A 25858-nucleotide genomic window follows, 5' to 3' on the forward strand; every position below is an offset into this window, starting at 1 on the left:
CTCACACGTCGGCGTTCAAACCGGCCCGCTGATTCGCCTCCGTCTGGGGGAGCCCGGAGATCTGGAGCAGTTGACTGACGACAACGCGTAGTTGCGAGACGACGACAGCCCCGGAGGACCCGACACCCTCGGCGCATGCCTCGTTGATGTCATTGATCACCTGTAGCGCCCGCTCCCGCGCGCGGTCCGGCTCCCGTCCGGCCAGGAAGTCACGATGCAGGAGCCTGAACGCCTGGCCGAAGTGCTCGATCGCCGTGGAGAGGCCGGCCGGCAACGTCTCCCCGGCGTGTAGTGCCGACACCGCCCACTGCACCATCTCGCGGCTGCTGGTGTAGGCGAGCTCCAGGTGTTCGGCCGCCCGCGCGTACCGACGCATGATGCCCAGCCGTCTCCTCCGCCACGGTGAGAGAATCGCGACTTCACATGCTGCGGCGACCACATCGGCCGTGTTTCGTCGTGACGCCTCCGTCGCTCGCAGTCGCTGTAGGGCATCCTCGGCCTGCCGCACGTCGCGGTGAGCCAGTGCATTGGCGATGGCGGTCATCTCCCGGGCGATGGCATCGACTGTCGGACCAGCGGCGCGGTGCACGATCCGCACCGGATTGAGCGGCAGAATCAGCAAGGCCACCACGATGGCCACCACCACACCGACCAGCGCATTCGCCGTCCGGGGCACGGCCAGGTCCGGCCGGTCCGGAGACACTGTGCCGAGCAGGACGGCGGTGCTTCCCGCCTGCACCATGACGGCTCCGGTGCCACGAAAGACGGCTGCCGCCGAAATGGCCAGTGCCACGACCACACCGGTCTGTATTGGTCCCGCCCCGATGAACCGTATGATCCCGTTTCCGACCAGCACCCCCAGGAACACCCCGGCGAGAAGTTCGAGAGTTCGACGGGCCCGATTACCGATGGCCGCCGCGATGGTGCCGACCGCGGCGGCGGGTGCGAACAGCGGCTGCGGATTGTGCAGCACGTCGCTGGCAACGAACCAGGCCAACCCGGCGGCCACCCCCGCCTGCACCGCGAGAATGAGGTAAGTGCGAAGCCGTTCGTAGGCCTCCCGGCCCTCGCGCAGCGCACTTTCCGCCGGTCGGGCACCCCGACGTCTGCCGCGCACTTCTCACCCCCCACCACCGACCGGCTCTCTGACGATCGTCGTACGGCGGCGAACGTCGGGTGCGAGAGATCCCCCAATCTGATGCGGCACCGGCGGACGTCTGCGCATCCGCGGGCGGAGGGGGTTATTCGGGCCGGCGGAGTGGGTCAGCCGGCGTCGAGCAGCTCCAGGACCGCGTCGCGGGCGGCAAGGACGGCTGCCTCGGATTGCGGGCCGTGGTTGAGGATGTCGAAGGAGTGCTGGCCGTCCGGCACCTCGATCACCCGCATCGGCCAGCCCTGCGCGGTCGCCGCAGGCAGGAACGCGTCGATGCCGGCCAAGACCGGTGGGATGTCCTGGCCGGCGCGGGTCAGGACCAGTGGCACGCCAGTGCCGGAGCTGAGGGCTTCGACCGGCAGGAACCGGGCGTCGACCTCCCAGCCGGGGAACGGGACGAGCAGCGGGTACGTCAGTGCGATCCCGCGTAGCCACGGCGGCGGAACGCGGAGCCAGTCGGCCGCGAAGAGGCCGCCGCCGGAGAAGAACCACAGCACCACCCGCTCGCTGTCGACCCGCGGATCGGCGCGGACCTGCTCGACCATGGCGGCGATGTCGTCGGCTGCGGCGGGCAGCGCCGACAGGTCGGACACCTGGTAGCTGACCAGCGCGGTGACCACGCCGCTCGCGGCGAGCAGCGCGCCGTAGCCGCGGTAGAGCAGCCAGTCGCGGGGGTCGGGCGCGTCGGGTGGCAGCGGAGCGCCGTGCACCACCACGACGGCGGGCGCGGAGCCGGTGTGGGTGGGCAGGTGCAGGTCGACGTTGCCGTGTCGTTCGACCGGCGCGGCCGGGGTGGACAGGACGAAGGGCCGTTGTGCGACGGGCGTCGTCATGCCCTGATCGTATCGATCATCGACCTGCCCGGTTGCCCCACTGACGATCTACAGGGGACGGTGGGTCAGGCCGGGTCGCCGGGCTTCGCGGCGTCGCCGGCCTGGGCGTGCCGCTCCAGCAGCCGCTGCCGGATCTCCTCGGGGGTGTACGCGCGCCGCCGCCGTTCGGCTCGCGCGATGACCACACCGGAGGCCGCGACGCCGGCGAGCCCGGCCAGCCCGAGAACCTTCCACCACCGCATTTTTTGCCGCATCGGCCTAGGCTAGACCCTCATGAGCATCAGCCTGGATGAGGCCGTCGAGTTGACCCGCACCGGTGACGTGTGGGTGTTCCGGGGTCGCAGCGTGCCGGACCGGGCGATCCAGTTCACCACCAACAGCCCGGTGAACCACGTCGGGATGGCGGTGGTGCTGGACGACATGCCGCCGCTGATGTGGCACGCGGAGTTGGGCAGGTCGTTGCCGGACCTGTGGTCGGGCACCCACCAACGCGGTGTCCAACTGCACGACCTGCGGGACGCGGTCTGCGTGTGGGCCAACCGGTACGGCCAACGGGCCTGGCTGCGCCAGCTCGACCCGCCGGCCGACGCGGAGATGGAGCGGGCGGTGCTGCGGACGATCGCGCGGTTGGACGGTACGCCGTTCCCGTCGACCGCCCAGTTGGCGTGGCGCTGGGTGCGGGGTCGGGTGCCGGCGCTGCCGCGCCCCGGCGGGCTACCCGCGCTGCCGCACCTCGGTCGGCTGTCGGCGCTGTCACGCCTCGGCCAGCCGACACCTCGACCGACCCCGACCGACCGCCCCAGCCAGGCCAACCGCGCCAACCCGGCCGACCGCCCCAACCAGTCCGACCGCGCCACCCCATCCGGCCCGGTCAGCTCGGCCCGGTCGGCGGGGGAGCGGGACCGGGCGCTGGAGACGGCGTACTGCGCCGAAGTGGTGGCGGTGACCTATGAGGCCATGGGGTTGCTGCCGGCGGGTCGGCGTCCGAACTGGTATGACCCGGGGCGGTTCTGGAGCGGGGACGACCTGGGTCTGGCCGCCGACGCCCGGTTGGGTTCGGAGATCGAGGTGCGGGTACCGCCGCGCTGAAGGTTTGACCTGGGCGGTGACCGGCAATTGCTGTGACCGTGAACGCCTCCACGGATCTTGACACGTTGGCCGACTTCTTCGACCGGTACGGCGTGGCGTTGACCTCCGGCGACCTGCCGGCCATCGCCGGTTGTTACGCCCTGCCGGGGTTGGTGGTGGCGGACACCTACAGCTTCTCGTTCACGTCCGCGGCGGCGGTGGCGCTCTCCTTCGTGGGCGCCGCGCCCGACTACCAGGACCGGGAATTGGTCGCGGCCCATGCCCGGATCGAGGACGCGCAGCAGGTGTCCGCGTTGTTGACGATGGTGGCGGTGGAGTGGGAATTCCTGGACAGTCGGGGGCAGGCGGTGCCGGGTGAGCGTTACCGCTACCTGCTTCGTATCTCGGATGACGGACCACTGATCTGCACGGTCGTCCGGACGGGCTGACCGACCGGGGCCGGTCGGCCCGATCCGTACCCGCCCGGTTTCCGGTCCGTGCGGCGCTGGCTACGCTGTCGCGTCGGTGGGGACGAGGGGAGACCTGATGGCGGTGCGGCCGGACGGTGTGGCGGATTCGCGGGCGGCGCGGGTGTTGGCGTCGATGCCGTGGATAGTGGTGCTGCTCGGTGTGTGCGCGCTGGTGGTGCTCCTGGTGATCGCGCTGTTGTCGTTTCGGACCAGGGAGCGGGAGGCGCCGCCGCAGGCCGCGCCTCCGGCGTTCCTGCCGACAGTGCCGGCCGCCGCGTCGGCCACCGGTGGGCCGACTCCGGCCGCTGTGGAGCGGCGCTCGGTGTCGCCGCGACCGTCGCGCAGTAGTCGGACGCCGTCGCCGCGGGCCACAGTGACCGGCTCGCCGACTCCGGGGCGGACGAACGTCCTGGCGGCGCCGCCGGCATCGGCGGACGACACGGTCGGCGCCCGCTACCAGGTCGGTACGAACGGCTGGGACGGGGACTCGGCGGTGCTGTCGCTCGCCAACGAGTCGAGTCGGTCGGTGGACTGGCAGGTGGAGTTGGTGTTCGACGACGACACCTGGACTCTGCGGTTGAGTGATGACTCGGGCGTCTCGGTGCGGGGGCGCGGGCACGGGGAGTTCGTGTTGCGCGGCACCCGTTCGCTGGATGCGGGTGACTCTCGGACGCTTCGGCTGCGCGTCGGCTGGGGTGACTCGGCGCAGCGACCGCTCAAGTGCACGATCAACGGAGTCGACTGCCGGATCGGCTGAGCCGGAGCCGGAGCCGGAGCCGGGTCGTGGTGCGGTGACGCTGCGCGGCCAAGGCTTTCCGGGCCGGGCCGCCGATCGCTACGCTGCGCGGACGGTCCGCTGAAGGAGGTACATGTCCGGCATGCGCCGTGTTCCGCGCCCGCCACACGGTCCGGTCGCGATTGCCACGTCGCCCTGGATCGTGGTGGGCGCCGGTGTCGTCGTGATGGTGGTCCTGCTCATCGTGGCCCTGGGCGCGTACCGGGGACGTAGCCCCGCGCCGGACGGCGCGCAGCCGCCGGCGCTGCCGGTGCCGTCGGCCGTGGTGGCACCGAGCGTGGCCACGTCGGTGCCGTCTCCGGCGCCGGTGCTGCCGGGAATATCCGGGCGTGCGAGCGGGCTGCCGCCGAGCGCCGCCGCCGGGTCCGGTTCACCGACGGTCGGTCCGACCGGGAAGCCGACGGCGACACGGTCGCCGAGCCGGGCCGCGCAGGGGCAACCGGCGATGACCGGGCGGTACCGGGTGGTGCAGAGCTTCGACGGCGGTTTCATCGGCGAGGTGGCGATGGTCAACACGTCCGCCCGGAGCCGTGGTTGGACGGTGCGGTTGGAGTTCTCCGGTGGACGGCTGGTGACCGCCTGGGTGGAGGGCGTCCCACAGGGAACGGTCCGCCAGTCCGACAACGGCTTCACGTACGTCAGCGGGGTCGAGGTGTCGCCCGGTGGTTCGGTGTCGTTGCGGTTCCACATGGAGCGGGCGTCCCACACACCACGGGAGTGCACAGTGGACGGGGCGCGCTGCAACGGGTTCTGACCGGCCCTTCTGCAAGGATGCTGCTTTGTTGCGACCATGTTTGCAAGGTATTGCAGAATGTTTCGGCAAGGGTTAGCGTGCGGCCAATCAGCGACCAGAGGAAGGCGTCGATGAAACCCCCGCCGTTACCGCGCACCGCCCTGCTGGCCCTTGCCTCCCTGCTCACCGTCACGCTCGTCGGCGCTCCGGTCGCCGTGCACCCCGCCGCCGCGGGCCCCCGCCCGTCCGACGGCGCCCCGCTCGCGATCGGCGGCGCGACCCAGTGGCGTGCCGAACCCACCGCCGAGGCGCTGCTGAAGGCCGGCGGCAACTCCGCCCGAGCCGAGCAGTTCTACTTCGTCCTGCCGGACCGGTTCGCCAACGGAGACCCCCGCAACGACCGGGGCGGCCTCACCGGCGACCGGCTGCGGACCGGCCTCGACCCGACCGACAAAGGCTTCTATCACGGCGGCGACCTCAAGGGCGTCATCGACAAACTGGACTACATCCAGGGGATGGGCACCACTGCGATCTGGCTCGCCCCGATCTTCAAGAACCGGCCGGTGCAGGGTGCCGGCAACGACGTCTCGGCCGGCTACCACGGCTACTGGATCACCGACTTCACCCAGGTGGACCCGCACTTCGGCACGATGGAAGAGATGAAGCGGCTGGTCAAGCTCGCCCACCAGCGCGGCCTCAAGATCTACCTCGATGTGATCGTCAACCACACCGCCGACGTCATCAAGTACGCCGAGGACAAGTACGCGTACGTGGACAAGGCGACCTCGCCGTACACCGACGCGCAGGGCCGGGCGTTCGAGGACCGCAACTACGCCGACGGCTCCCGGGCGTTCCCGCCGGTCGACAAGGAGTCCTTCCCGTACACGCCGACGTTCGCCGACCCGAAGGACGCGAGCGTCAAGGTCCCGGCCTGGCTGAACGACGCCGCCATGTACCACAACCGGGGTGACTCCACCTTCGCCGGCGAGAACAGCGAGTACGGCGACTTCTTCGGCCTCGACGACCTGTGGACCGAGCGTCCCGAGGTGGTCCGGGGCCTGACCAAGGCGTACGGGGACTGGATCGGCGCGACCGGCGTCGACGGCTTCCGACTGGACACCGTGAAGCACGTCAACATGGACTTCTGGCCGCAGTTCAGCCAGGGCATCGAGCGGGCCGCGGAGAAGGCCGGCAAGAAGGACTTCTTCATGTTCGGCGAGGTGTACAGCGCCGACCCGGAGATCAGCTCCAGCTACGTCCGCCAGGGTGGCCTGCCGGCCACCCTCGACTTCGCCTTCCAGGAGGCCGCGCGGGGCTTCACCGCCGGCGCCGGCTCCGCGAAGGCGCTCGCCGACGTGTACGCCCGCGACGACCTCTACGCGGCCCGGGACACGGACGCGGGCCGGTTGACCACCTTCCTCGGCAACCACGACATGGGCCGGATCGGATCGTTCATCGCCGGTGGTGGCAGCGACCCGGCCAGCCACCTGCGTCGTGACCAGCTCGCGCATCAGTTGATGTTCCTGACCCGTGGCCAGCCGGTGGTCTACTCCGGCGACGAACAGGGCTTCACCGGCCCGGGCGGGGACAAGGACGCCCGCCAGGACATGTTCGCGTCGAAGGTTCCCGACTACCTCGACGACGACCTGCTCGGCACCGACCGCACCCACGCCAGCGACCAGTTCGACTCGACCCACCCGCTGTACCGGACCATCGCCGACCTGGGCCGGCTGCGTCAGGCCCACCCGGCGTTGCGCGACGGTGTGCAGGTCACCCGGTACGCGGACGACGGGCCGGGTGTCTTCGCCGCCTCCCGGATCGCCCCGGCCGACCGCACCGAGTACGTGGTGGCCGTGAACAACGCCGACACCGCGCAGACTGTCACGGTGGACACCTGGTCGGCCGGCGCCACCTTCACCGGCATCTACGGCGGCTCAGGCGACGAACAGGCCGGGGGTGACGGCGAGCTGACCCTCACCGTGCCGCCGCTGTCGGCGGCGGTGTACCGGGCCGGCAACCCCATCGCACGGGCGGCCGACAAGCCGACCATCACCATCACCAACCCGGTTCCGGACGAGCCGGTCGCCACCCGGGCGGCGGTCACCGCCCGGGTGACCGGCGACCCGCTGGCCACCGTCGCCGTCGCGGCGCGGGTGGCCGGCGGCCGGTGGACGCTGCTGGGCAGCGCCGACCACGCCCCGTACACGGTGCAGCACGACCTGACCGGCCTGGCCGGCGGCACCCGTGTCGAGTACAAGGCGGTGGTCCGCGACGGCCGGGGCCGTACCGCCACCGCCCGGTCCACCGCCGTCGTGGGGACCCCGGCGCAGGGCAGCTCCCGGGAGTGGGCGGTGGTGCACTACCAGCGCCCGGCCGGGGGGTACGACGACTGGGGGCTGTACGCGTGGGGGGACATCGACCCGGCGTACGTCACCGAGTGGCCGAAGGGGCAGCCGTTCGCCGGGGAGGACTCCTACGGCCGGTTCGCCTGGGTGAAACTCAAGCCGGGCGCGACGTCGGTGAACTTCCTGGTTGTCGACAAGGCTGGTACGAAGGACGTCGCCCAGGACCGCAGCATCGACGTCACCCAGACCGGCGAGATCTGGCTCAAGCAGGGCGACCCGGCGATCTACCCGAGCAGGCAGGCGGCCACCGGTGAACCGGCCCCGCCGGTCGAGGAGGGCACCGCCGTGCTGCACTACCGGCGGGCCGACGGCAACTACGACGGCTGGGGCCTGCACCTGTGGGACGGTGCGGCGAACCCGACCGAGTGGTCAGCCCCGCTGCGACCGACCTCCATCGACGCGTTCGGGGCGGTGTTCCGGGTGCCGCTCGCGGCCGGCGCCACCGGCCTGAACTACATCATCCACCAGGGCGACACCAAGGACCTGCCCGACGACCAGCGGCTCGACTTCGCCAGCGCCGGCCGGGAGGTGTGGCTCCTCGCCGCCACACCGGGCCGCCTGCTGCCGTCGACGGCCACCACCGCCAGCGGAGACACCGACATCAGCAAGCAGAAGGCGCACTGGATCGACAGGTCCACAGTGGCGTGGCAGACACCGCCGACCGACGGCAGGACGTACGCGCTGGTCACCGCGCCCACCGGCGGGGTCAGCGTGGTCGACGGCGAGCTGACCGGCACGTACACCACGATGCCGCTGCGGGCGCAGCGCAACGGGCTCACCGAGGCGCAACGCGACAGGTTCCCGCACCTGTGGTCGTACCGTAGCTTCGCCCTGGACCGGGCGGACCTGGCCAAGGTCCCGGCGGCGCTGCGGGGGCAGCTGCTGGTCACCGAACGCGACGCCGAGGGTGCGCTGCTCGCCGCGACCGGCGTGCAGATCCCCGGCGTGCTCGACGACGTGTACTCCCGGGCGGCCGACGCCACCCTCGGGCCCACGTTCGCGGGCCGGACGCCGAGCCTCGCGCTGTGGGCGCCGACCGCCCACAGCGTGCGCCTGCAGCTGTTCGACTCGCCCACCGCCGCGCCGAAGACGGTGCCGATGCGCCGCGACGACCGCACCGGTGCCTGGTCGGTGCGCGGCGACCAAACCTGGACCGGCAAGTTCTACCGGTACGAGGTGCGGGCGTGGCAGCCGGCGGCGCAGCGGATAGTCACCGCGGCGGTCACCGACCCGTACTCGGTGGCCCTCGCCGCGGACTCCACGCACAGCCAACTCGTCGACCTGAACGACCCGGCGCTGGCACCCTCCGGGTGGCGCACGCTGCGCAAACCGGCACCGGTGCCGGCAGCGAAGGCGCAGATCACCGAGCTGTCCGTGCGGGACTTCTCCATCGCCGACGACACAGTGCCGGCCGAGCGGCGGGGGACCTTCCTCTCGTTCACCGACCCGAAAACCGCCGGCATGACCCACCTGCGGGCGCTCGGCGACGCCGGGGTCACCCACCTGCACCTGCTGCCGGCGTTCGACTTCGCGACGATTCCGGAGAAGCGGGCCGACCAGCGGCAGCCGGCCTGCGACCTGGCGGCGCTGCCGCCGGACTCGGCCGAGCAGCAGAAGTGCGTGGCGGCGGTCGCCGAAACCGACGGCTACAACTGGGGGTACGACCCGCTGCACTACACGGTGCCCGAGGGCGGCTACGCCGTCGACCCGACCGGCGCGGCGCGGACCACCGAGTTCCGGCGGATGGTCGCCGGGGTGAACGACGCCGGGCTGCGGGTGGTCATGGACGTGGTCTACAACCACACGTCGGCGGCCGGCACCGATGCGAAGTCGGTGCTCGACCAGATCGTGCCCGGCTACTACCACCGGCTGCTGGAGGACGGCGCCGTGGCCAACTCCACCTGCTGCGCCAACACCGCCCCCGAGCACGCCATGATGGGCAAGCTGGTGGTCGACTCGCTGGTCACCTGGGCCCGGCAGTACAAGGTGGACGGCTTCCGCTTCGACCTGATGGGTCACCACCCGAAGGCGAACATCCTGGCAGTCAGGGCAGCCCTGGACCGGTTGACCGTCGCCCGCGACGGCGTGGACGGCAAGGCGATCATGCTCTACGGCGAGGGCTGGAACTTCGGCGAGGTCGCCAACGACGCCCGTTTCGTCCAGGCCACCCAGGCCAACATGGCCGGCACCGGTATCGGGACCTTCAACGACCGGCTGCGCGACGCGGTGCGCGGCGGCGGACCGTTCGACACCAACCCCCGGGTGCAGGGTTTCGCCTCCGGGCTCTACACCGACCCGAACGGCGATGCGGTCAACGGGTCACCCGCCGAGCAGAAGGCCCGACTCCTGCACGCCCACGACCTGATCAAGGTGGGACTCACCGGCAACCTGCGCGGATACCGGTTCACCGACACGGCCGGGCGTGAGGTCACCGGGGCGCAGGTGGACTACAACGGCTCCCCGGCCGGCTACACCGCCGCGCCGGGGGAGGCCGTCACCTACGCCGACGCGCACGACAACGAGATCCTGTACGACGCGTTGGCGTACAAGCTGCCGCAGGCCACGACGGCGGCGGACCGCTCACGGATGCAGGTGCTGGCGCTGGGCACTGTGGTGCTGGGACAGGGCACCGGGTTCGTCACCGCCGGCACCGAACGGTTGCGGTCGAAGTCGCTGGACCGCAACTCGTACAACTCCGGTGACTGGTTCAACCAGATCCGCTGGGGCTGTGCACGGGGCAACGGGTTCGGCGCCGGTCTGCCGCCCGCGCCCGACAACGAGGACAAGTGGTCCTACGCCAAGCCGCTGCTGGCCGACCCGGCGCTCGTGCCGGACTGCGCGGCGATCAACACCACCGACGCCCGGTACGCCGAGTTGCTGCGTATCCGGGCGTCGTCGCCGGTGTTCGGGCTGGCCACCGCCGAGCAGGTACAGCGGCGGGTGGCGTTCCCGCTGTCCGGTGCGCAGGAGACGCCGGGTGTGCTGACCATGACGCTGGACGCCAGTGGGCTGGGCGGGCCGTGGAAGTCGCTGACCGTCGTCTTCAACAGCACCCCGTCGGCGGCCAACCAGACGGTGACCGGACTGCGCGGAGCGGACGTGGCACTGCACCCGGTGCTTGTCGACTCGGCCGACCCGGTGCTGCGTACCGCCTCGTTCGACAGGGCGGCCGGCACGTTCGCCGTACCAGCGCGCAGCGTGGCGGTCTTCGTCCAGAAGTGACGTGAACCGGCCCCCTTCCGCGTCTCGCGGAAGGGGGCCGGTCCGTTGTGCTGGTGCTACGTGATCGATCAGGCGAAGCAGTTGTCGATCGTGCCGCCCGGGATGGCCAGGCAGTTGGTCGGACGGTTCGCGGTGATGGCGGACTTGTCGTCCAGGTTCACGTCTCCGAAGAAGCTGAAGACACCGCCCGGCTCGAAGGTGGAGAAGTTGTGGGCGACCTTCGTCTTCGACAGGTTGACCTCGCCGAAGATGTTGAAGATGCCGCCGCCGACTCCGATCGGACCCACGGCCCGGTTGCCGACGACCTCGCTGTCGCGCAGCGTGGTGACGCTGCCGGCGTTGAAGAGCCCGCCGCCGAAGAAGCCGGCGGTGTTGTCCTTGATGCTGCTCTTCTCGAACGTGGCCACGCTGTCGAAGGCGATGGCCACACCGCCACCGACACCGGCGGTGCTGTTGCGCTCCACCGTGACGTTGTGCAGGTTCAGCTGGCTGTCCGCCGCGGCGATACCGCCACCGGCGAGAACCGCTGTGTTCGAGACGAACTTGGTCTCGTACGCCGTGGTGTTGCCCTCGATGTCGAGGTAGCCACCACCGAAGCCGAGCGTCTCGTTGTCGGTGATCTCGGCCTTCTTGAGCTCGACCGTTCCGCCGTCGACGTCCTCGGTGAAGATCTCCGCGGCACCGTTGGAGATACCGCCACCACCGATGACGGCGGTGTTGTCCTTGATCTTCGACTCCTCGACCTTGAGCAGCCCGGCGTTGAAGACGCCGCCACCGAAGAAGAAGGCGGTGTTACGGGTGACGGTGCTGTGCCAGATCTTCGTGGTGCCGAAGTTGGCCACACCACCACCGTTGCCGCCCGACTGGTTCAGGACGACCTCGGACTCCAGGATCTCGGCGGTGCCACCCGGCTGAACCAGGATTCCGGCACCGTCGTTCTCCTCCGGCTGCTCGACGAGCGGCGTGACGACGCCCGGCGTGGCCTTCGGGGTGACCTTCGGCGCGGCCTTCAGGCCCGCCTTCGGGTTGGCCTGCCGCGCGGTGAGCGCCTGGGCCAACGGGGTGCCCGCCTTCACCTGCGCGGCGAGCGCCTCGGAGTCCGAGTAGGCCGCCCAGACCGCGGCCGGCTCGACACCGTTCTCCAGTTCGAGGGTCTGGCCACCCTTGATGGTCAGGCCCTTGATGGTGAGGTGACCACCGGCGCCGACGTTGAGGATGCGGAAGTAGTCCGCCGTGGCTTCCCGAGAGATCGTGGTGTGCTCACCCTTGAGCGTGATCCGCTCGGTGATGACCGGCAGGCCGTTGCCCTCGTAGTCGTTGCGGGTCAGGTTGTAGGTGCAGCCCTTGGCCAGCTCCAGCACACCGCCGTGCTTGTTGTTGGCGAACACGATCGCCTGAATCAGCTTGTCGGTGTCGCAGGGCACCTCCTTCCCGCGCTCGTGGTCCTTGTCCCGGTCCTTGTCGTCCCGGTTCTTGTCCTTGTCCTTGTCCCAGTCGCGTCCCTCGTCACCCCGCTGGTCGCCGTCCTTGCTGACCTGCGCGGTGTTCCAGTTCAAGCCGACCGCTCCGGCGCTGCCCGCGACGCCCACCGCCGCGAGACTGATCACGCCCGTCAAACCGGCCACGCCACTGGCGAGCCAGAGCTTGCGGCGGCTCTTGGCCGTCGCCCGCCCGGAGGCTTCGTTGTTCGTTAGGTAGTTGGACATCGGAGCTCTCTGCCCTCTCCTCGTACCAGACAGGGTCGCCGCCGTCAGACGGGTGTCCCCTGCTACAAATCGGTTGTAGCTCCCAAAACCACCGTATGAGAAGGTTCCTCGCCTCGCGGGCTTATCCGAGAGAAGCCCACATTCGGTTCATGTTGCCCCCACCGGGGCCTGGATCGACACACGGCCCCCCAAGCCGGCCTGCACGCGCCTGACCTGCCCAAATGGGTACGCCCCTCCGAGCCGGTGACGGCTCGAAGGGGCGCCCCCTTCTATGTGGTTCAGCCCCACCCGATCAGGCGAAGCAGTCCGTAACGTTGAAGCAGTTGGTCGGGCGGTTGGCAGTGACCGCGGACTCGTCGTCCAGCGTCACGGTGCCGCCGACGCTGTTGAAGATGCCTCCCGGCTCAAGGGTGGAGAAGTTGTGCGCCACCTTCGTCCGGTGGAGTCTGACCTCGCTCCCGTCGGCGTTGACGATGCCGCCGCCACGGGCGAGCGGACCGACGGCCCGGTTGCCCACCACTTCGCTGTCGCGCAGCGTGGTGACGCCGTCGTCGTTGTAGAGGCCGGCGCCCCACAAGACCGAGGTGTTGTCGTTGATCCTGCTGCTCTCGATCGTCGCGACGCTGTCGGAGCTCACGAACAGGCCGCCACCCTCGCGAGCGGTGCTGTTCCTGACCACCGTGGCGTCCTTGAGGGTGAGTTGGCTGTCCGCCACCGCGACGCCACCACCCTCGAGCACCGCGGTGTTGTCACTGACCGTCGTCTGGTGCAGTGTCGTGGTGCCCTCGACATCCAGCACGCCGCCGCCGAAGCCGAGCGTCTCGTTGTCGGTGACCTCGCTCTTGTGGACCCAGACCGAACCGCCCACAACGCCCTCGCTGCGAATCGCCGGCGCGCCGTTGGAGATGCCACCGCCACCGATGATCCCGGTGTTGTCCTTGATCTTCGACTCGTCGACCTGGAGTACGCCGGCGTTGAAGATGCCGCCGCCGACGAAGAAGGCGGTGTTGTGCGCGACCGTCGTCTTGCCGAGCCTGGTGCTGCCGAAGTTGGCCAGGCCGCCGCCGCTGCCGCCGGACTGGTTGTAGAGCAACTCGCTGTCCAGGATCTCCGCGCGACCACCGGGCTGCACCAGCACCCCGGCGCCGTCGGTGAACCCGGGCTGCTCGACCAGCGGTACGACGGCCGTACCGGCACCCACCGGCGCCGCTGCGGCTACCGGCTTGGCCGGGGCCGCCTTGGTCGCTGCCGCGGCTTTCGCGGCCGGCTTGGCGGTGGCCTTGGCGGGTGCCGCCTTAGCGGGTGCCGCCTTAGCGGGCGCTGCCTTCGCGGGTGCTGCCTTGACGGCGGCCTTCGCGGCCGGCTTGGCGGCGGTTGCCGCCGGTTGCGCTGCTGCTGCTGCCGCCGCCGCTGGCTTGGCGCTGGGTGCGGCTGCGGCGGCGGGCGCCGCTGCGGCCGGTCTGGCCACGGTCGAGCGGACCGGGGCCGAGTACGGTGCCCAGACCGTCGCCGGGTCAGCGGTCATCGGGGACTGAAGCGTCTGGCCACCCCTGATGCTCAGGCCCTTGAGAGTGAGGTGCCCGCCGGCGCCGACATTGAGGATGCGGAAGTAGTCGGCAGTGGCCTCGCGGCCGATGGTGGTGTGCTCACCCTTGAGGGTGATGTGCTCGGTGATCACCGGGAGGCCGTTGCCGTCCTGGTTGCGAGTCAGGGTGTAGGTGCAGCCCCTGGCCAGCTCCAGCACGCCGCCGTCCTCGTTGTTGGCGAACGTGATCGCCTGGATCAGCTTGTCGGAGTCGCACGGGACCTGCTTGGTGCGGTCCTTCTCGCCGTCCTTGCCGTCCTTGGCGTCCTTGCCGTCCTTGCGCTCTTTGCCATCCTTGCCGGACTGGTCGTCGAAGCCGCTCCAGTCGTCGCCGCTCCACTCGTCGTCCTGACCGCCGTCGTCCTTGGCGCCGCCCTTGTCCGCGCCGCCGTCATCGCTGACGGTCTGCCGGTTGGTCGACGGCTGCGCGTCCGACACCTGGTCGGACTTCGGCTTGTCGTCCCGAGCGGCGACGCCGCCGAGGGCCGCCAGGCCGACCACGCCGGTCAGCCCGGCCACACCGGCGACCCAGAGCGCCCGCCTTCGCCGTGTCGGCGGAGCCGCCGAGGCCCCGCCGTCGGTACTCGTTACGTCGTTGGACATCAGAGCCTTCCGCCCTTTCCTGCTACCAGACGGGATCGCACCGCCCGAGGCGCCACGACCAGCTACAAATGGGTTGTAGCCTCTGATCCTCACCGTATGAGAACCATCTTCGCGATGCGGACTTATCTGAGACAACCACGCATTTGGCGCAGGTCAGGCGAGGGCGACCGAGTGGTCCTGACCGGTAGGAAGCGCCCTGAGCAGGGCGAATACCGACGGACTGCGGGCGCTCGGTAAGCCGAACCTCGCCCCGCCCGCATGCCGTCGCCACCGTGCGGGCGTCACCGCGGGTCGACGGTGCGCCGCGCCGTCGGGTCTCTTCGCCGGTCTGGCGGGTCCGGTGTCAATGCGTCGCAGCCGGTGTCGCTGTCGGCTGTCGGTGCGCGGGCGCGGCCGCCTGGGGGTGTGCGGTTACCGAACGGTGCCCGCCCGCAAAAGCGTGATCCACTCGACTTTCTTGAAGGCGCGGTGTCCGGGCGGCCGGGACAGCGCGACTTCAAGGAAACCGAGTGGATCACGGCCGGAGGCCCATGGCCCGCCGGCCCTCAGAAAGGGCCGGCGGGTCAGGGGCGGGGCTTGATCCGCCAGCCCCAGCTGGGTAGGCGGGCTAGCTGGGCAGGCGGGCTTAGCTGGGCAGGCGAGGGCCGGCTTCGCGCTGCTCGGCCAGCCAGGTCTCCACCTCGTCGGAGGTGCGGGGCAGCCCGGCCGACAGGTTGACCGCGCCGGTCGCGGTGACCAGCACGTCGTCCTCGATCCGAATGCCCACGCCGCGCAGCTCGGCGGGGACCAGCTCGTCCTCCGGCTGGAAGTACAGACCGGGCTCGACGGTGAGCACGTAGCCCTCGCCCAGCGCGCCGTCGCGGTACGTCTCCTTGCGGGCGTTGGAGCAGTCGTGCACATCGATCCCGAGCATGTGGCCGAAGCCGTGCAGCGTCCACCGCCGGTAGACGGTCGACTTCTCGTCCATCGCCTCGTCCACGCTCACCGGCAGCAGACCCAGCTCGGCTAACCCTTCGGCGAGCACCCGCATGCAGGCCAGGTGGACGTCCTTGAACTTCACCCCGGGGCGGATGGCCTCGATGCCGGCCTGCTGCGAGGCGTACACGATGTCGTAGACCTGGCGTTGCAGCGCGGTGAACCGGCCGCTCACCGGCAGGACCCGGGTGACGTCGGCGGTGTAGAGGTTGTGGCCCTCGACACCCATGTCCATCAGCAGCAGGTCGCCCGGTCGGGTCGCGCCGTGGTTGTGCACCCAGTGCAGGATCGTTGCGTGCTCGCCGGCACCGACGATCGAGCTGTACCCGACGTCGTTGCCGTCGTGGCGGGCCCGCAGCGCGAAGACGCCCTCCAGCAGCCGCTCGGAGACCGCCCGGTCGGCCGGCAGGATCCGGGCCACGTCCTCGAAGCCGCGGACGGTGGCGTCGATCGCGTCCTGGAGTTGGCCGATCTCCCACTCGTCCTTGACCAGCTTCATCTCCGAGATGGCGATGGCCAGCTCCCGGTCCCGGGCCGGCTGGCCCTCGGCGCGGGGCCCGGCGTAGGGGCGGACGGCCGCGTCCACCTGGGCGTCGAAACCGCGCAGCACCCGGGTACGCCCCGGAGCCAGGTCGGCGAGGGTCGCCTCCAGGCCGGTCAGGTCGGCGGTGGGCAGGCCCAGCTCGGTCGACTTCTCGCCGAGGGTGTGCCGCCGGCCCACCCACAGCTCGCCGTTTCGGCTGCGGAAGAACTCGTCGGTCTCCCGGGAGGACCGGGGCCGCATGTACAGCGTCGCGTCGTGCCCCGAGCCGTTCGGGCGCAGCACCAGCACGCTGTCGGCGTCGTGGTCGCCGGTCAGGTAGGCGAAGTCGCTGCCCGGCCGGAACGGGTAGTCGGTGTCGTTGGCCCGGACCTTCTCGGTGCCGGTGGGGATCACCAGCGTCTCGCCGGGGAAGGCCGCCGAGAGGGCCGCCCGCCGCTTGGCGTAGTTGGGCGTCTCCGGGCGGGGCGTCACGGGGAGCGCCGTGTCGCTCCAGCCCTGCCGCATGAAGGACAGGAACGCCTCCGGGAAGTCCGGATCGTGCGATTCCGTACCGTCCGTCGGCGTACCGTCGGTCTGTCCCTCGGTCATTGCGCCGCTCCCTCCGCTTCGTTGCTGGTCCCGACGGTACCGCGCGTCCGGTTGGCGGTAACGCCCCCTGGGAGTCGGGTGGATCGACGGACGGCTGCAAGGGCCGACAGCGCGCGTGGAAAGATGGCCACCATGTGCGGACTTCTGGCCTTCTTCAGCGCGAACGGCAACGCCGCAGCGCATCGCGACCACATCGCCGGAGCGTTGGAATGCCTGCACCACCGCGGCCCCGACGAGACCGGGGTCGAGGTGGTCGGCGACGCCTCCGGCCGGTACGCGGACGGCGTGTTCGCCCACAAGCGGCTGGCCATCATCGACGTCGCGTCGAGCCACGAGCCACTGCCCTACGCGAACGGCCGTTACCTGCTGACCTTCAACGGCGAGATCTACAACTACATTGAGCTGCGCGAGGAGTTGATCAGGAACTTCGGCGCCCAGTTCGCCACCGCCGGTGACGGCGAGGTGATCGTCGCGGGCTACCACTTCTGGGGTGAGCAGGTGCTCACCCGGCTGCGGGGCATGTTCGCCTTCGTCATCTGGGACCGGCAGGAACGCCGGGCCTTCGGTGCCCGCGACTATTTCGGCATCAAGCCGATGCACTACCTGGAGACCGCCGACGGCCTCTACCTGGCCTCGGAGAAGAAGGCGCTGCTGCCCTTCGCGCACAGCAACTACCAGGGCGACGCGGGCGTCGACACGGCCAACCTGAGCCACTACCTGACCCTTCAGTACGTCCCCGAGCCCGGCACGCTGCACAAGGGCATCAGCCGGATCGGCTCCGGGGAGTACCTGAACTGGACCCCGGGCGGTCGGATCGACGTACGTCGGTGGTACCGGCCGGTGTTCCGGCCGGCGCCGGTCGACGACGAGCAGAAGCTCTACCACGAGATCCGCGAGACGCTGCGGGAGAGCGTGCGCATGCACATGCGCTCCGACGTGCCGGTCGGCTCGTTCCTCTCTAGCGGCATCGACTCCACAGCTGTGGTGGCGCTGGCACGGGAGTTCAACCCGAACATCCTGACCTTCACCGTCGGCTACGACGTGCCCGGTTACTCGGAGATCGACGTCGCTCAGGATTCGGCCCGGCACCTCGACGTCACCACGATCCCCACCAAGATCGGTCCACAGGACATGATCGACGCGCTGCCGAAGATCGTCTGGCACCTGGACGACCCGGTCGCCGACCCGGCGCTGGTGCCGCTCTACTTCGTGGCCAAGAAGGCCGCCGAGCACGTCACTGTGGTGCTCTCCGGTGAGGGCGCGGACGAGTTCTTCGGCGGTTACACGATCTACCGGGAGCCGCTCTCGCTGGGCACCGTCAACGGCCTGCCCGGCGGGGTGCAGAAGGGGCTGCGCGCGGTCTCCAAGGCGATCCCGCAGGGGGTCAAGGGCAAGAGCTTCCTGGAGCGCGGCACCACCCCGATCGAGGAGCGTTACTACGGCAACGCCCGGATGTTCACCGAGGAGGAGAAGCAGCACCTGATGCGCCGCTACGACCCCTCGGTGCGCTACACGGACGTCACCGCCCCGATCTACGCCGAGTGCACCGAGCTCGACGACGTCACCAAGATGCAGTACGTCGACCTCTACACCTGGCTGCGTGGCGACATCCTGGTCAAGGCCGACCGGATCTCGATGTCGCACTCGCTGGAGGTGCGGGTGCCGTTCCTCGACCGTGAGGTCTTCGACGTCGCGGCGAAGATCCCGGTCGACCTGAAGCTGCCGCCGCGCTCCGACGCCACGAAGTACGCGATGCGTCAGGCGTTGCAGGGTGTCGTGCCGCCGGCCATCGTCAACCGCAAGAAGCTGGGCTTCCCGACCCCCACCCGGGTCTGGCTGCGCGGCGAGATGTACGAGTGGGCCCGGCACGTGCTCAGCACCTCGGGCGCGGGCGACCTGCTCGACCTGTCGTACGCGCTGCGGCTGCTCGACGAGCACAAGCGGGAGGAGGCCGACCACTCCCGCAAGGTGTGGACGGTGCTGATCTTCTGCATCTGGCACGCGATCTTCGTGGCCAAGACCCTCGACCCGGGTATCCAGCGCAACCAGTCTGCCCTGCTCACCAAGCCGGTGGTCGGCTCCATGGTCCGCTGACTCTGCCCCACCCTGTTGATCAAGAGGTTTGCGTCACCGGAAACGGTCCGGATGACGCAAACCTCTTGATCATTTCAGGGTGGTGGTGGTGATGGTTAGCGGCGGGCGCAGGTGACTGTGGGGAGCCCGTTGGTTCCTGTGGAACTCGCCAGGAAGCCGAACGTTGTGGTGCCCTCCGGTGCGACAGTGCCGTTGTAGGCGACGTTCGTCGCTGTCACAGTCGAGCCGGACGATGTCTGGGTGGCACCCCAGATCTGACTGATCGCCTGCCCGTTGGGCCAGGTCCAGTTCGCGGTCCAACCGGAGAACGGCGTACTGCCGTGGTTCATGATCGTGACCTCGCCCTGGAAGCCGCCCTGCCAGGCGCTGGACACCTTGTAGGTGGCCATGCAGTCACCGCCGGACGGCGGTGGGGTGGTCGGGTCGGTCGGCGGATCCGTCGGGTCGGTCGGCGGATCGGTCGGCGGGTCGGTCGGGTCGGTCGGCGTGCCACCCGGACCCACACCGGTGACCTGGCCGCTGCCGCCGTCGAAGGTCACGTCGGAGCAGCCGAAGAAGTTCTCCTGCGAGTCCGAGCGGACCCAGCGGGAGTAGATGATGTGCTTGCCACTCTTACCCGACGGCAGGTTGCCGCTGAAGTAGTAGTGCCCGTCGTTGCTGCCGACCGAGCCGCGCTGCGGCGGGTTGGTCACCGTCAGGAACGGCTCCTCCAGGTCACTCCAGGCCAGGGCCCGGGTCGGGCTCCAGCTGTTCTTCGTCACGTAGAAGTAGAACGTGCCCGGGTGGTGCGCCCAGTTGCTGTACTTGAAGTCCAGCCGCGCCCCGGCGGTCAGGTGGGTCAGCGGCCAGTCGGTGCGGGGCAGGTCGTAGCCGCGGAAACCGGTTGCACCGCCGCTGCACAATTGCCCGTCCGGAATGAAGCCGGTGGTCCGGCCGCCAGCGTCGGAGCGCAGCACGCTGAACCAGTTGTACAGCGAGTTCGCCCCGCTCTGGGCCACGGCGGCGGAGCACGCGGGATTGTTCGGCCTGATCTCACCGGTCTGGCTGCGGCCGTCCTGCCAGCAGAGGTAGGTGCGGCTGCCCGGCGTCATCGCCGCGCCGTGCGCGGCGGCCGGCTGAGGATTGGACGCCAGGGCGACAGCGCCCAGCGCGAGGGTCATGGCCGCGGTGAGCAAGGCGGCCATACGGGAACGGTTCACGGGTTCTCCTGACTCGCGAGGGGCGCTGGCTGAGCCGCCCCGCCGCAATCGGGTGGGATGTGGCGTGATCGCCCCGCTGTCGTGAGCGGTGCGACGATCACGGCGACGTGCCCCGGCGGAAAACAGCCAGTGGACGTGCGCCGTCAACGGTCCTGTCCTGGACCGGTGCCCTCGCGTCTAACCAACCCGGCAACCGGCGGCGCCGCAGCCCTCGCACCGCCCGGTACGCGTCATCCCACCACGCCGCAGGGGCCGACCGCAATAGGTCTTCCTCGATGCATCAGAAGACCCGCCGGTCGCCGTTGAACGCCATATCCTGCGTACGGGGAGCGGGAACGGAGAGGCGGCCGCCGGTGCCGGACGTGTTCGACGAGGTGCACCGTCGGTGCCGCGACGGCGACCCGGTCGCGCTGGCCACCGTGGTGGCCACCTGGCACTCCGCCCCGCAGCCGCCCGGCGCCGCAATGGTGGTCACGACCGACGGCACTGTCATCGGCAGCGTCTCCGGCGGCTGCGTCGAGGCGGATCTCTACGAACGGGCCCGCCGTGTGCTCGACACCGGCCAGCCCGCGCTGTGCCGCTACGGGATCAGCGACGACGACGCGTACACAGTGGGTCTGACCTGCGGCGGCATCCTCGACGTGTTCGTCGAGCGGATCGACGCGGGCGCCCTGCCGGCGCTGGACGCTGTCGCCGCCGCCCGCCGTAGCGGCCACCCGGCGGCGATCGTCACCTGCGTGGCCGCCGACGCCGGCACTTCTCCGGGCACCGGGCCGATCGACCCGGCCCGGCGGCTTGGTCGGCGGCTGGTGCTGACCGGCCAGCGGTCCGTCGGCTCGCTCGGCGACGACCGGCTCGACGACGCGGCCAGCGCCGACGCCCTCGGGCTGCTCGCCGCCGGGCGCAGCGGGATGCTCCGGTACGGGTACCACGGGCAGCGCCGGGGCGGCGGCGTCAGCCTCTTCGTGACCGCGTACGCCACCCCGCCCCGGATGATCGTGTTCGGGGCGATCGACTTCGCCGCAGCGGTGGCCCGGATCGGCGCGTTCCTCGGCTACCGGGTCACCGTCTGCGACGCCCGGCCGGTCTTCGCCACCGCGCGGCGCTTTCCCGAGGCGGACGAGGTGGTGGTGCAGTGGCCGCACCGCTACCTGCGTACCGAGTTGGCGGCCGATCGGCTCGACGAGCGGACAGTGGTGTGCGTGCTCACCCACGACCCGAAGTTCGACGTGCCGTTGCTGGAGCTGGCGCTGCGCCACCCATTGGCGTACGTCGGCGCGATGGGCTCACGGCGCACCCACGACGAGCGACACAAGCTGTTGAGCGAGGCGGGGCTCACCCCGGCGCAGCTCGCCCGGCTCGCCTCCCCGATCGGGTTGGACCTTGGTGGTCGTACCCCGGAGGAGACCGCGGTGAGTGTGGCCGCGCAGATCGTCGCGGCCCGGTGGGGCGGCACCGGCCGCCCCCTCGCGGTACTCGACGGGCCGATCCACCAGCCGGGGTAGAGCGCACGTCGGTGCGTGGCCTTCGGCGCCCATCGGGCCGCGCGCTGTGCCAGCCTGGTGCCACGGAGATCGGATCGGATTTGCGGCGGCCGGTGGCGACGACGAGAGGATCGGCATGGGATACGCGGTGGTGCTCGGCGAAGCGCTCGTCGACCTGCTCGACAGCGACATCGACGGGGAGCGGGTCTATCGGCAGGCCATCGGCGGCGGGCCGCTCAACGTCGCCGTCGGGGTGGCCCGACTCGGCGGCGCGGCGCAGTTCGTCGGCTCGCTCGGTGACGACGCGCTGGGCGGCCGGATCCGCGCCTTCCTCACCGCTGCCGACGTCGGGGTGGCCGGTGCGATCACGGTCCCGGCGCCGACGACGCTCGCGGTGGTCACGTACGCCGGGCCGGAGCCGGACTTCCGTTTCTACGGCGAGCCGGCCTCCTACGGACTGCTCGGCCCCGACGATCTGGACCTGGCGCTGCTGGAGGGCGCCGACGTGCTCTACTGCGGTTCGATCGTGCTGCTGCGACCCGACACGCTGGCCGCCGCCCGCCGTGCCTGGTCGCTCGCCCCCGGCCTGCGGGTCTTCGACCCGAACGTACGCCCCCGGCTGCTCAACGGGCCGGCAGCGCTGGACGGGCTGCGCGAGGTGGTGGCCGAGTTCGCCGCCGGCGCGCACCTGGTCAAGCTGAGCGCCGCCGACGCGGTGCTGCTCTATCCCGGTGAACCGGTCGAGGGTGTGGCGGCGTACCTGCGTGAGTTGGGGGCGGCCACTGTGGTGGTGACGCTCGGCGCGGCCGGTGCGGTGCTGGCCGCCGCCGAAGCCGACCCGGTCCGGGTGCCGGCCCCCACTGTCGACGCGATCGACGCCACCGGCGCGGGTGACTCGGTGATGGCCGCGCTGATCGCCGACCTGCTGCGCGACGGCGAGCCGGAGGACCCGTCGGGCTGGGCCGATCGCGTCGCCTTCGCGCTGCGGGTGGCCGGCCTGGTCTGCGAATCCCCGGGCGGCGCCACCGCCATGCCCACCCGCACCGCAGTACAAAACCGCTTCAACACCTAACCCGCCCCGCCCCCGCCCCCTGCCTGCGCCGATCTTGCGCTTTCGGTCGACGTTTGGTCCGCTTTACCCGCCTTTGGCCCCGCGCAAAGTGCAAGATCGCGGCAGGGGTGGAGCGGGGGTGGGGCGGGGCGTGTGGGTTGACCTCGGGTTTTGTGAGCGTTAACATCGACGATGCACGATGGAAACGTGGGTGTCGTCGGGGAGGTTCTGATGCGGGTGGTTCTGGCACCTCTGGCGTTCCGCCGCGTCGCGGCCCTGCTGGTCATGCTGCTCGTGGCCGCCGGGATGGTCGTCGCCGACCCGCCGGAACGGGCGGCCGCGTGGGGCAACGGGGTGGCCGACACCCCGCCGATGGGGTGGAACAGCTACGACTCGTTCAACTGGAGCGTCACCGAGGCCGACGTCCGGGCCAACGCCGACTACATGGGCGCCAACCTGCGGCAGTTCGGCTGGGAGTACGTGGTGATCGACTGGGCGTGGTACTACCCCGGTCGGCACAACAACAGCCCCAACCAGGACGCGAACCTGCAACCCCGGCTCCGGATGGACGCCAACGGGCGGCTGCTGCCGGACACCACCCGGTTCCCCTCCGCCGCAGGTGAGAACGGGTTCAAGCCGCTCGCCGACTACGTCCACGCGAAGGGGCTGAAGTTCGGCGTCCACCTGATGCGCGGCATTCCCCGCCAGGCGGTCGCCGACAACGTCCCGATCCTCGGCACCACCTGCCGCGCCAACCAGATCAACAACACCACCACCGCGAACTGGCTCAACCTGATGTGGGGCCTGAACATGTCCAACCCCTGCGCCCAGACCTACCTGGACTCGGTGTTCCAGTTGCTGGCCTCCTGGGGAGTCGACTACGTGAAGGTTGACGACATCGCCGCCCCGACGTACCGGCAGTCGGAGATCGAGGGGTACCGAACGGCCATCCAGCGCAGCGGCCGCCCGATGGTGCTGAGCCTGTCACCCGGCCCCACCTCGCTGGCCAGCGGCGCGCACGTCCAGGAGAACGCGCACATGTGGCGAATCGTCAACGACCTGTGGGACAACTGGTCGTCGGTCGACGCGCTCTTCGACCAACTGCGCAACTGGACCCCGTACCGCGCCACCGGCGCCTGGCCCGACGCCGACATGATCCCGATCGGCCGGCTCTCCAAGTACGGGCCGGTGGGGTCGCCGCGATACTCCAACCTGACCGCCGACGAGCAGCGCACCCTGATGTCGCTCTGGGCGATCAACCGGGCGCCGCTGATGTGGGGTGGCAACCTGGTCGAGAACCGCGCCGCGGAGCTGGCGTTGATGACGAACGCCGCTGTCATCGGGGTCAACCAGAACAGCGCGAACAACCGTCAGCTCTACGGCGGCAGCCAGCAGGTGTGGGTTGCCGACGTGCCGGGCAGCACCGATCGGTACGTCGCCCTCTTCAACCGCAACAGCAGCGCGGCGCAGGTGTCGGTGAACCTCGCCGACCTCGGGATCGGAGCGGCCGCCGTGACCGACCTGTGGTCCGGCGCGGCACTCGGCACGGTGACCGGCACCCTCACCCGGTCGCTCCCGGCCCACGGGTCCGGGCTGTACCGGCTGGCCCCGGGCACCACGGTGCCGGTGCCGACCACGTACACCCTCGCCGCGCGACACAGCGGCAAGCTGCTGGACGTGTACAACAACGCGACCACCGACGGTGCCGAGATGGTGCAGTGGGCAGCGAACGGTCAGCCCAACCAGCGGTGGCGGTTCCAGGACGCGGGCGGGGGTTACCAGACGGTGGTCAGCGTGCACAGCGGCAAGTGCCTGGACGTGAACGGCGGCGCGACCGCCACCGCCGACGGGGTCCGCGTGATCCAGTGGAGCTGCAACGGCGGCACCAACCAGCAGTGGCGCGTACAGGATCTCGGCTCGGGGTACGTGCAGCTCGTCGCCCGGCACAGCGGCAAGTGCCTGGAGGTGGTCAACGCCGCCACCACCGACGGTGCCCGCCTGGCCCAGTGGACGTGTGGCACCGGCACCCATCAGCAGTGGCGGCGTACCCAGGTGTAGCTGCGCCGGGTGGGTCAGGCTGTGCCGGTCAGTTCCAGGTAGCCGCGGTGGGCGGCGACCAGGGCCGGGCGGGCCCCGAAGGGTGCCTCGGCGGCCACCCGCTCCGGCGGGGCGCTGCCGGTGTGCGCGGCCCGGATCAGCCAGGCCAGCTTCGCCAGCTCCGCGTGCTGGGCCCGGACGAAGTCGACGTCCACCGGGTCGCCGTGGCCCGGGATGACCACGGTGCGCGCGGTGGTCAGCCGCAGCAGGTCCGCGACCGCGTCCGGCCACTGCAAGGGGTACGAGTCCTCGAAGGCGGGCGGGCCGCTCTGCTCCACCAGGTCCCCGGCCACCAGCACGTCGGCGTCCGGCACGTGCACCACCAGGTCGGCCTCGGTGTGCCCCCGCCCCGGGTGGCGCAGCAGCACCCGCCGGCCGCCCAGGTCGAGGACCGTCTCGACGTGCACCGTGTGCGTGGGGGCGAGCAGCGGGGTGTCGGCCAGCTCGGCGGCGAGCGCCGGGTGCTCCGTGCGCAACTCCTCGTACGCCTCCCGGCGCAGCCGCTCCGGCTCCTCGCGCAGGGCGGTGGCGGCCAGTTCGTGCGCGTACACCGGGCGGGGTGGGTCGCCGGCCAGGACGGCGTTGCCGAAGCAGTGGTCGTAGTGGTGGTGGGTGTTGACCAGCGTCAACGGACGGTCGGTGACCGCCCGGACGGCCGCGGCCAGTTCGGTGGCCTGGGCGGCCGAGGAGAGCGTGTCCACCAGTAGCGCCTCGTCGTCGCCGACGACCAGTGTGACGTTGACCCGCAGCAGCGGTTCGGCCAGCACGTGCACCCGGTCGGCGACCTCGACGAAACCGGCGTTCACGACGCCCGCCCGGCCCGCTCGACGAAGCGTTGCCGGTCGACCAGGATCCGGTCCACCCGGCCCCGGGCCAGCGTCTGGTCGCCGTCGCTGACAGTGACCTCGAACGACAGCCGGCGACCGTCGACGGTCGCCAGCAGCGCCTGCGCGCGGACCGTCCGGCCGACCACTGTCGGCGCCAGGTGCTCCAACTCGACCCGGGTGCCCACTGTCGTCGACCCGGGCGGCATACCGGTCGCCGTCGCCGCGACGGTGGCCGCCTCGGCCAGCGCCACCACCCGGGGAGTGCCCAGCACCGGTACGTCCCCGGAACCGACCGCCTGGGCGGTGTCCGCGTCGGTGACCGTCAACTCGACCTGGGCGGTCAGGCCCGGCGCGAAGGCCGGCTCGGGCTGCTCCTGCATGGTCGTCAGCCTAGGTGCTCGCTGGAGGCGTCGAGCACGCGCCCG

18 protein-coding genes are annotated in these 25858 nt (G+C 70.6%); 9 read left to right on the forward strand and 9 right to left on the reverse strand.

Features of this window, described 5'->3' with window-relative positions; genetic code table 11:
- Position 1: 1 nt before the first annotated feature.
- From ACLJOK_RS03490 to ACLJOK_RS03500, 3 genes are all read right to left on the reverse strand, one after another.
- Positions 2–1117 (reverse strand): FUSC family protein, encoded by a 1116-nt coding sequence (locus ACLJOK_RS03490; RefSeq protein WP_410816070.1) that lies wholly within the window; start codon positions 1115–1117, stop codon positions 2–4.
- Positions 1118–1263: 146 nt separating this feature from the next.
- Entirely contained in the window at positions 1264–1986 is a 723-nt protein-coding gene (locus tag ACLJOK_RS03495) for an alpha/beta hydrolase (protein ID WP_410816071.1), read from the reverse strand.
- 65 nt (positions 1987–2051) lie between these two features.
- The gene (locus tag ACLJOK_RS03500; RefSeq protein ID WP_366337342.1) at positions 2052–2240 is read right to left on the reverse strand and encodes a hypothetical protein; all 189 of its coding nucleotides are present in this window, start codon (positions 2238–2240) and stop codon (positions 2052–2054) included.
- 19 nt (positions 2241–2259) lie between these two features.
- On the opposite strand from ACLJOK_RS03500, the gene ACLJOK_RS03505 reads away from it, so the two are divergent.
- From ACLJOK_RS03505 to pulA, 5 genes are all read left to right on the forward strand, one after another.
- Positions 2260–3075, forward strand: coding sequence for a hypothetical protein (locus ACLJOK_RS03505; protein ID WP_410816072.1), 816 nt, complete (start codon positions 2260–2262; stop codon positions 3073–3075).
- Between the two features lie 38 nt (positions 3076–3113).
- A complete protein-coding gene (locus ACLJOK_RS03510; RefSeq protein WP_410816073.1) occupies positions 3114–3503 on the forward strand; it encodes a hypothetical protein in 390 nt (129 codons plus the stop codon).
- A 97-nt stretch (positions 3504–3600) separates the two neighbouring features.
- A complete protein-coding gene (locus tag ACLJOK_RS03515) occupies positions 3601–4281 on the forward strand; it encodes a hypothetical protein (protein WP_410816075.1) in 681 nt (226 codons plus the stop codon).
- Between the two features lie 112 nt (positions 4282–4393).
- The gene (locus ACLJOK_RS03520) at positions 4394–5074 is read left to right on the forward strand and encodes a cellulose binding domain-containing protein (RefSeq protein WP_410816077.1); all 681 of its coding nucleotides are present in this window, start codon (positions 4394–4396) and stop codon (positions 5072–5074) included.
- A gap of 110 nt (positions 5075–5184) precedes the next feature.
- Positions 5185–10680, forward strand: coding sequence for a pullulanase-type alpha-1,6-glucosidase (gene pulA, locus ACLJOK_RS03525; RefSeq protein ID WP_410816079.1), 5496 nt, complete (start codon positions 5185–5187; stop codon positions 10678–10680).
- A gap of 68 nt (positions 10681–10748) precedes the next feature.
- On the opposite strand, the gene ACLJOK_RS03530 is transcribed toward pulA, so the two are convergent.
- The 3 genes from ACLJOK_RS03530 to ACLJOK_RS03540 all read right to left on the reverse strand — a co-directional run bounded on the left by ACLJOK_RS03530 (position 10749) and on the right by ACLJOK_RS03540 (position 16681).
- Entirely contained in the window at positions 10749–12386 is a 1638-nt protein-coding gene (locus ACLJOK_RS03530; protein WP_410816080.1) for a hypothetical protein, read from the reverse strand.
- Positions 12387–12678: 292 nt separating this feature from the next.
- On the reverse strand, positions 12679–14574 hold the full coding sequence (locus ACLJOK_RS03535; RefSeq protein ID WP_410816082.1) for a right-handed parallel beta-helix repeat-containing protein: 1896 nt from the start codon (positions 14572–14574) through the stop codon (positions 12679–12681).
- Positions 14575–15199: 625 nt separating this feature from the next.
- Complete coding sequence (locus ACLJOK_RS03540) at positions 15200–16681, reverse strand: aminopeptidase P family protein (protein ID WP_410816083.1); 1482 nt, start codon at positions 16679–16681, stop codon at positions 15200–15202.
- 132 nt (positions 16682–16813) lie between these two features.
- Here ACLJOK_RS03540 and asnB point away from each other — a divergent pair, with 132 nt between their 5' ends.
- Positions 16814–18775 (forward strand): asparagine synthase (glutamine-hydrolyzing), encoded by a 1962-nt coding sequence (asnB, locus tag ACLJOK_RS03545; protein WP_091405235.1) that lies wholly within the window; start codon positions 16814–16816, stop codon positions 18773–18775.
- Between the two features lie 95 nt (positions 18776–18870).
- Here the strand turns inward: asnB and ACLJOK_RS03550 are convergent, their stop codons facing one another.
- Positions 18871–19959: a lytic polysaccharide monooxygenase gene (locus ACLJOK_RS03550; protein ID WP_410819236.1), complete on the reverse strand. Its 1089-nt coding sequence runs from the start codon at positions 19957–19959 to the stop codon at positions 18871–18873.
- 368 nt (positions 19960–20327) lie between these two features.
- Between ACLJOK_RS03550 and ACLJOK_RS03555 the strand changes: the two genes are divergently transcribed.
- The 3 genes from ACLJOK_RS03555 to ACLJOK_RS03565 all read left to right on the forward strand — a co-directional run bounded on the left by ACLJOK_RS03555 (position 20328) and on the right by ACLJOK_RS03565 (position 24567).
- Complete coding sequence (locus ACLJOK_RS03555) at positions 20328–21479, forward strand: XdhC family protein (protein ID WP_410816086.1); 1152 nt, start codon at positions 20328–20330, stop codon at positions 21477–21479.
- A 115-nt stretch (positions 21480–21594) separates the two neighbouring features.
- Positions 21595–22530: a carbohydrate kinase family protein gene (locus ACLJOK_RS03560; RefSeq protein WP_410816088.1), complete on the forward strand. Its 936-nt coding sequence runs from the start codon at positions 21595–21597 to the stop codon at positions 22528–22530.
- A gap of 210 nt (positions 22531–22740) precedes the next feature.
- Positions 22741–24567 (forward strand): alpha-galactosidase, encoded by a 1827-nt coding sequence (locus tag ACLJOK_RS03565; protein WP_410816089.1) that lies wholly within the window; start codon positions 22741–22743, stop codon positions 24565–24567.
- Positions 24568–24581: 14 nt separating this feature from the next.
- Here the strand turns inward: ACLJOK_RS03565 and ACLJOK_RS03570 are convergent, their stop codons facing one another.
- Both ACLJOK_RS03570 and ACLJOK_RS03575 read right to left on the reverse strand, forming a co-directional pair.
- The gene (locus ACLJOK_RS03570) at positions 24582–25412 is read right to left on the reverse strand and encodes an MBL fold metallo-hydrolase (RefSeq protein WP_091403816.1); all 831 of its coding nucleotides are present in this window, start codon (positions 25410–25412) and stop codon (positions 24582–24584) included.
- A complete protein-coding gene (locus ACLJOK_RS03575) occupies positions 25409–25813 on the reverse strand; it encodes a thioesterase family protein (protein WP_410816091.1) in 405 nt (134 codons plus the stop codon). The genes ACLJOK_RS03570 and ACLJOK_RS03575 overlap by 4 nt, the downstream gene beginning before the upstream one ends.
- Positions 25814–25858 lie beyond the last annotated feature (45 nt).

Origin of the sequence: Micromonospora sp. 050-3 (assembly GCF_046549335.1) — a bacterium.
GTDB classification, from domain to species: domain Bacteria; phylum Actinomycetota; class Actinomycetes; order Mycobacteriales; family Micromonosporaceae; genus Micromonospora; species Micromonospora trifolii.

Excerpts from the sequence above, each read along its gene's own strand:
- ACLJOK_RS03495 (WP_410816071.1), bottom strand. The coding sequence starts at position 1,986 with ATGACGACGCCCGTCGCACAACGGCCCTTCGTCCTGTCCACCCCGGCC.
- ACLJOK_RS03500 (WP_366337342.1), bottom strand. The coding sequence starts at position 2,240 with ATGCGGCAAAAAATGCGGTGGTGGAAGGTTCTCGGGCTGGCCGGGCTC.
- ACLJOK_RS03505 (WP_410816072.1), top strand. The coding sequence starts at position 2,260 with ATGAGCATCAGCCTGGATGAGGCCGTCGAGTTGACCCGCACCGGTGAC.
- ACLJOK_RS03515 (WP_410816075.1), top strand. The coding sequence starts at position 3,601 with ATGGCGGTGCGGCCGGACGGTGTGGCGGATTCGCGGGCGGCGCGGGTG.
- ACLJOK_RS03520 (WP_410816077.1), top strand. The coding sequence starts at position 4,394 with ATGTCCGGCATGCGCCGTGTTCCGCGCCCGCCACACGGTCCGGTCGCG.
- pulA (WP_410816079.1), top strand. The coding sequence starts at position 5,185 with ATGAAACCCCCGCCGTTACCGCGCACCGCCCTGCTGGCCCTTGCCTCC.
- ACLJOK_RS03530 (WP_410816080.1), bottom strand. The coding sequence starts at position 12,386 with ATGTCCAACTACCTAACGAACAACGAAGCCTCCGGGCGGGCGACGGCC.
- ACLJOK_RS03535 (WP_410816082.1), bottom strand. The coding sequence starts at position 14,574 with ATGTCCAACGACGTAACGAGTACCGACGGCGGGGCCTCGGCGGCTCCG.
- ACLJOK_RS03540 (WP_410816083.1), bottom strand. The coding sequence starts at position 16,681 with ATGACCGAGGGACAGACCGACGGTACGCCGACGGACGGTACGGAATCG.
- asnB (WP_091405235.1), top strand. The coding sequence starts at position 16,814 with ATGTGCGGACTTCTGGCCTTCTTCAGCGCGAACGGCAACGCCGCAGCG.
- ACLJOK_RS03550 (WP_410819236.1), bottom strand. The coding sequence starts at position 19,959 with ATGGCCGCCTTGCTCACCGCGGCCATGACCCTCGCGCTGGGCGCTGTC.
- ACLJOK_RS03560 (WP_410816088.1), top strand. The coding sequence starts at position 21,595 with ATGGGATACGCGGTGGTGCTCGGCGAAGCGCTCGTCGACCTGCTCGAC.
- ACLJOK_RS03565 (WP_410816089.1), top strand. The coding sequence starts at position 22,741 with ATGCGGGTGGTTCTGGCACCTCTGGCGTTCCGCCGCGTCGCGGCCCTG.
- ACLJOK_RS03575 (WP_410816091.1), bottom strand. The coding sequence starts at position 25,813 with ATGCAGGAGCAGCCCGAGCCGGCCTTCGCGCCGGGCCTGACCGCCCAG.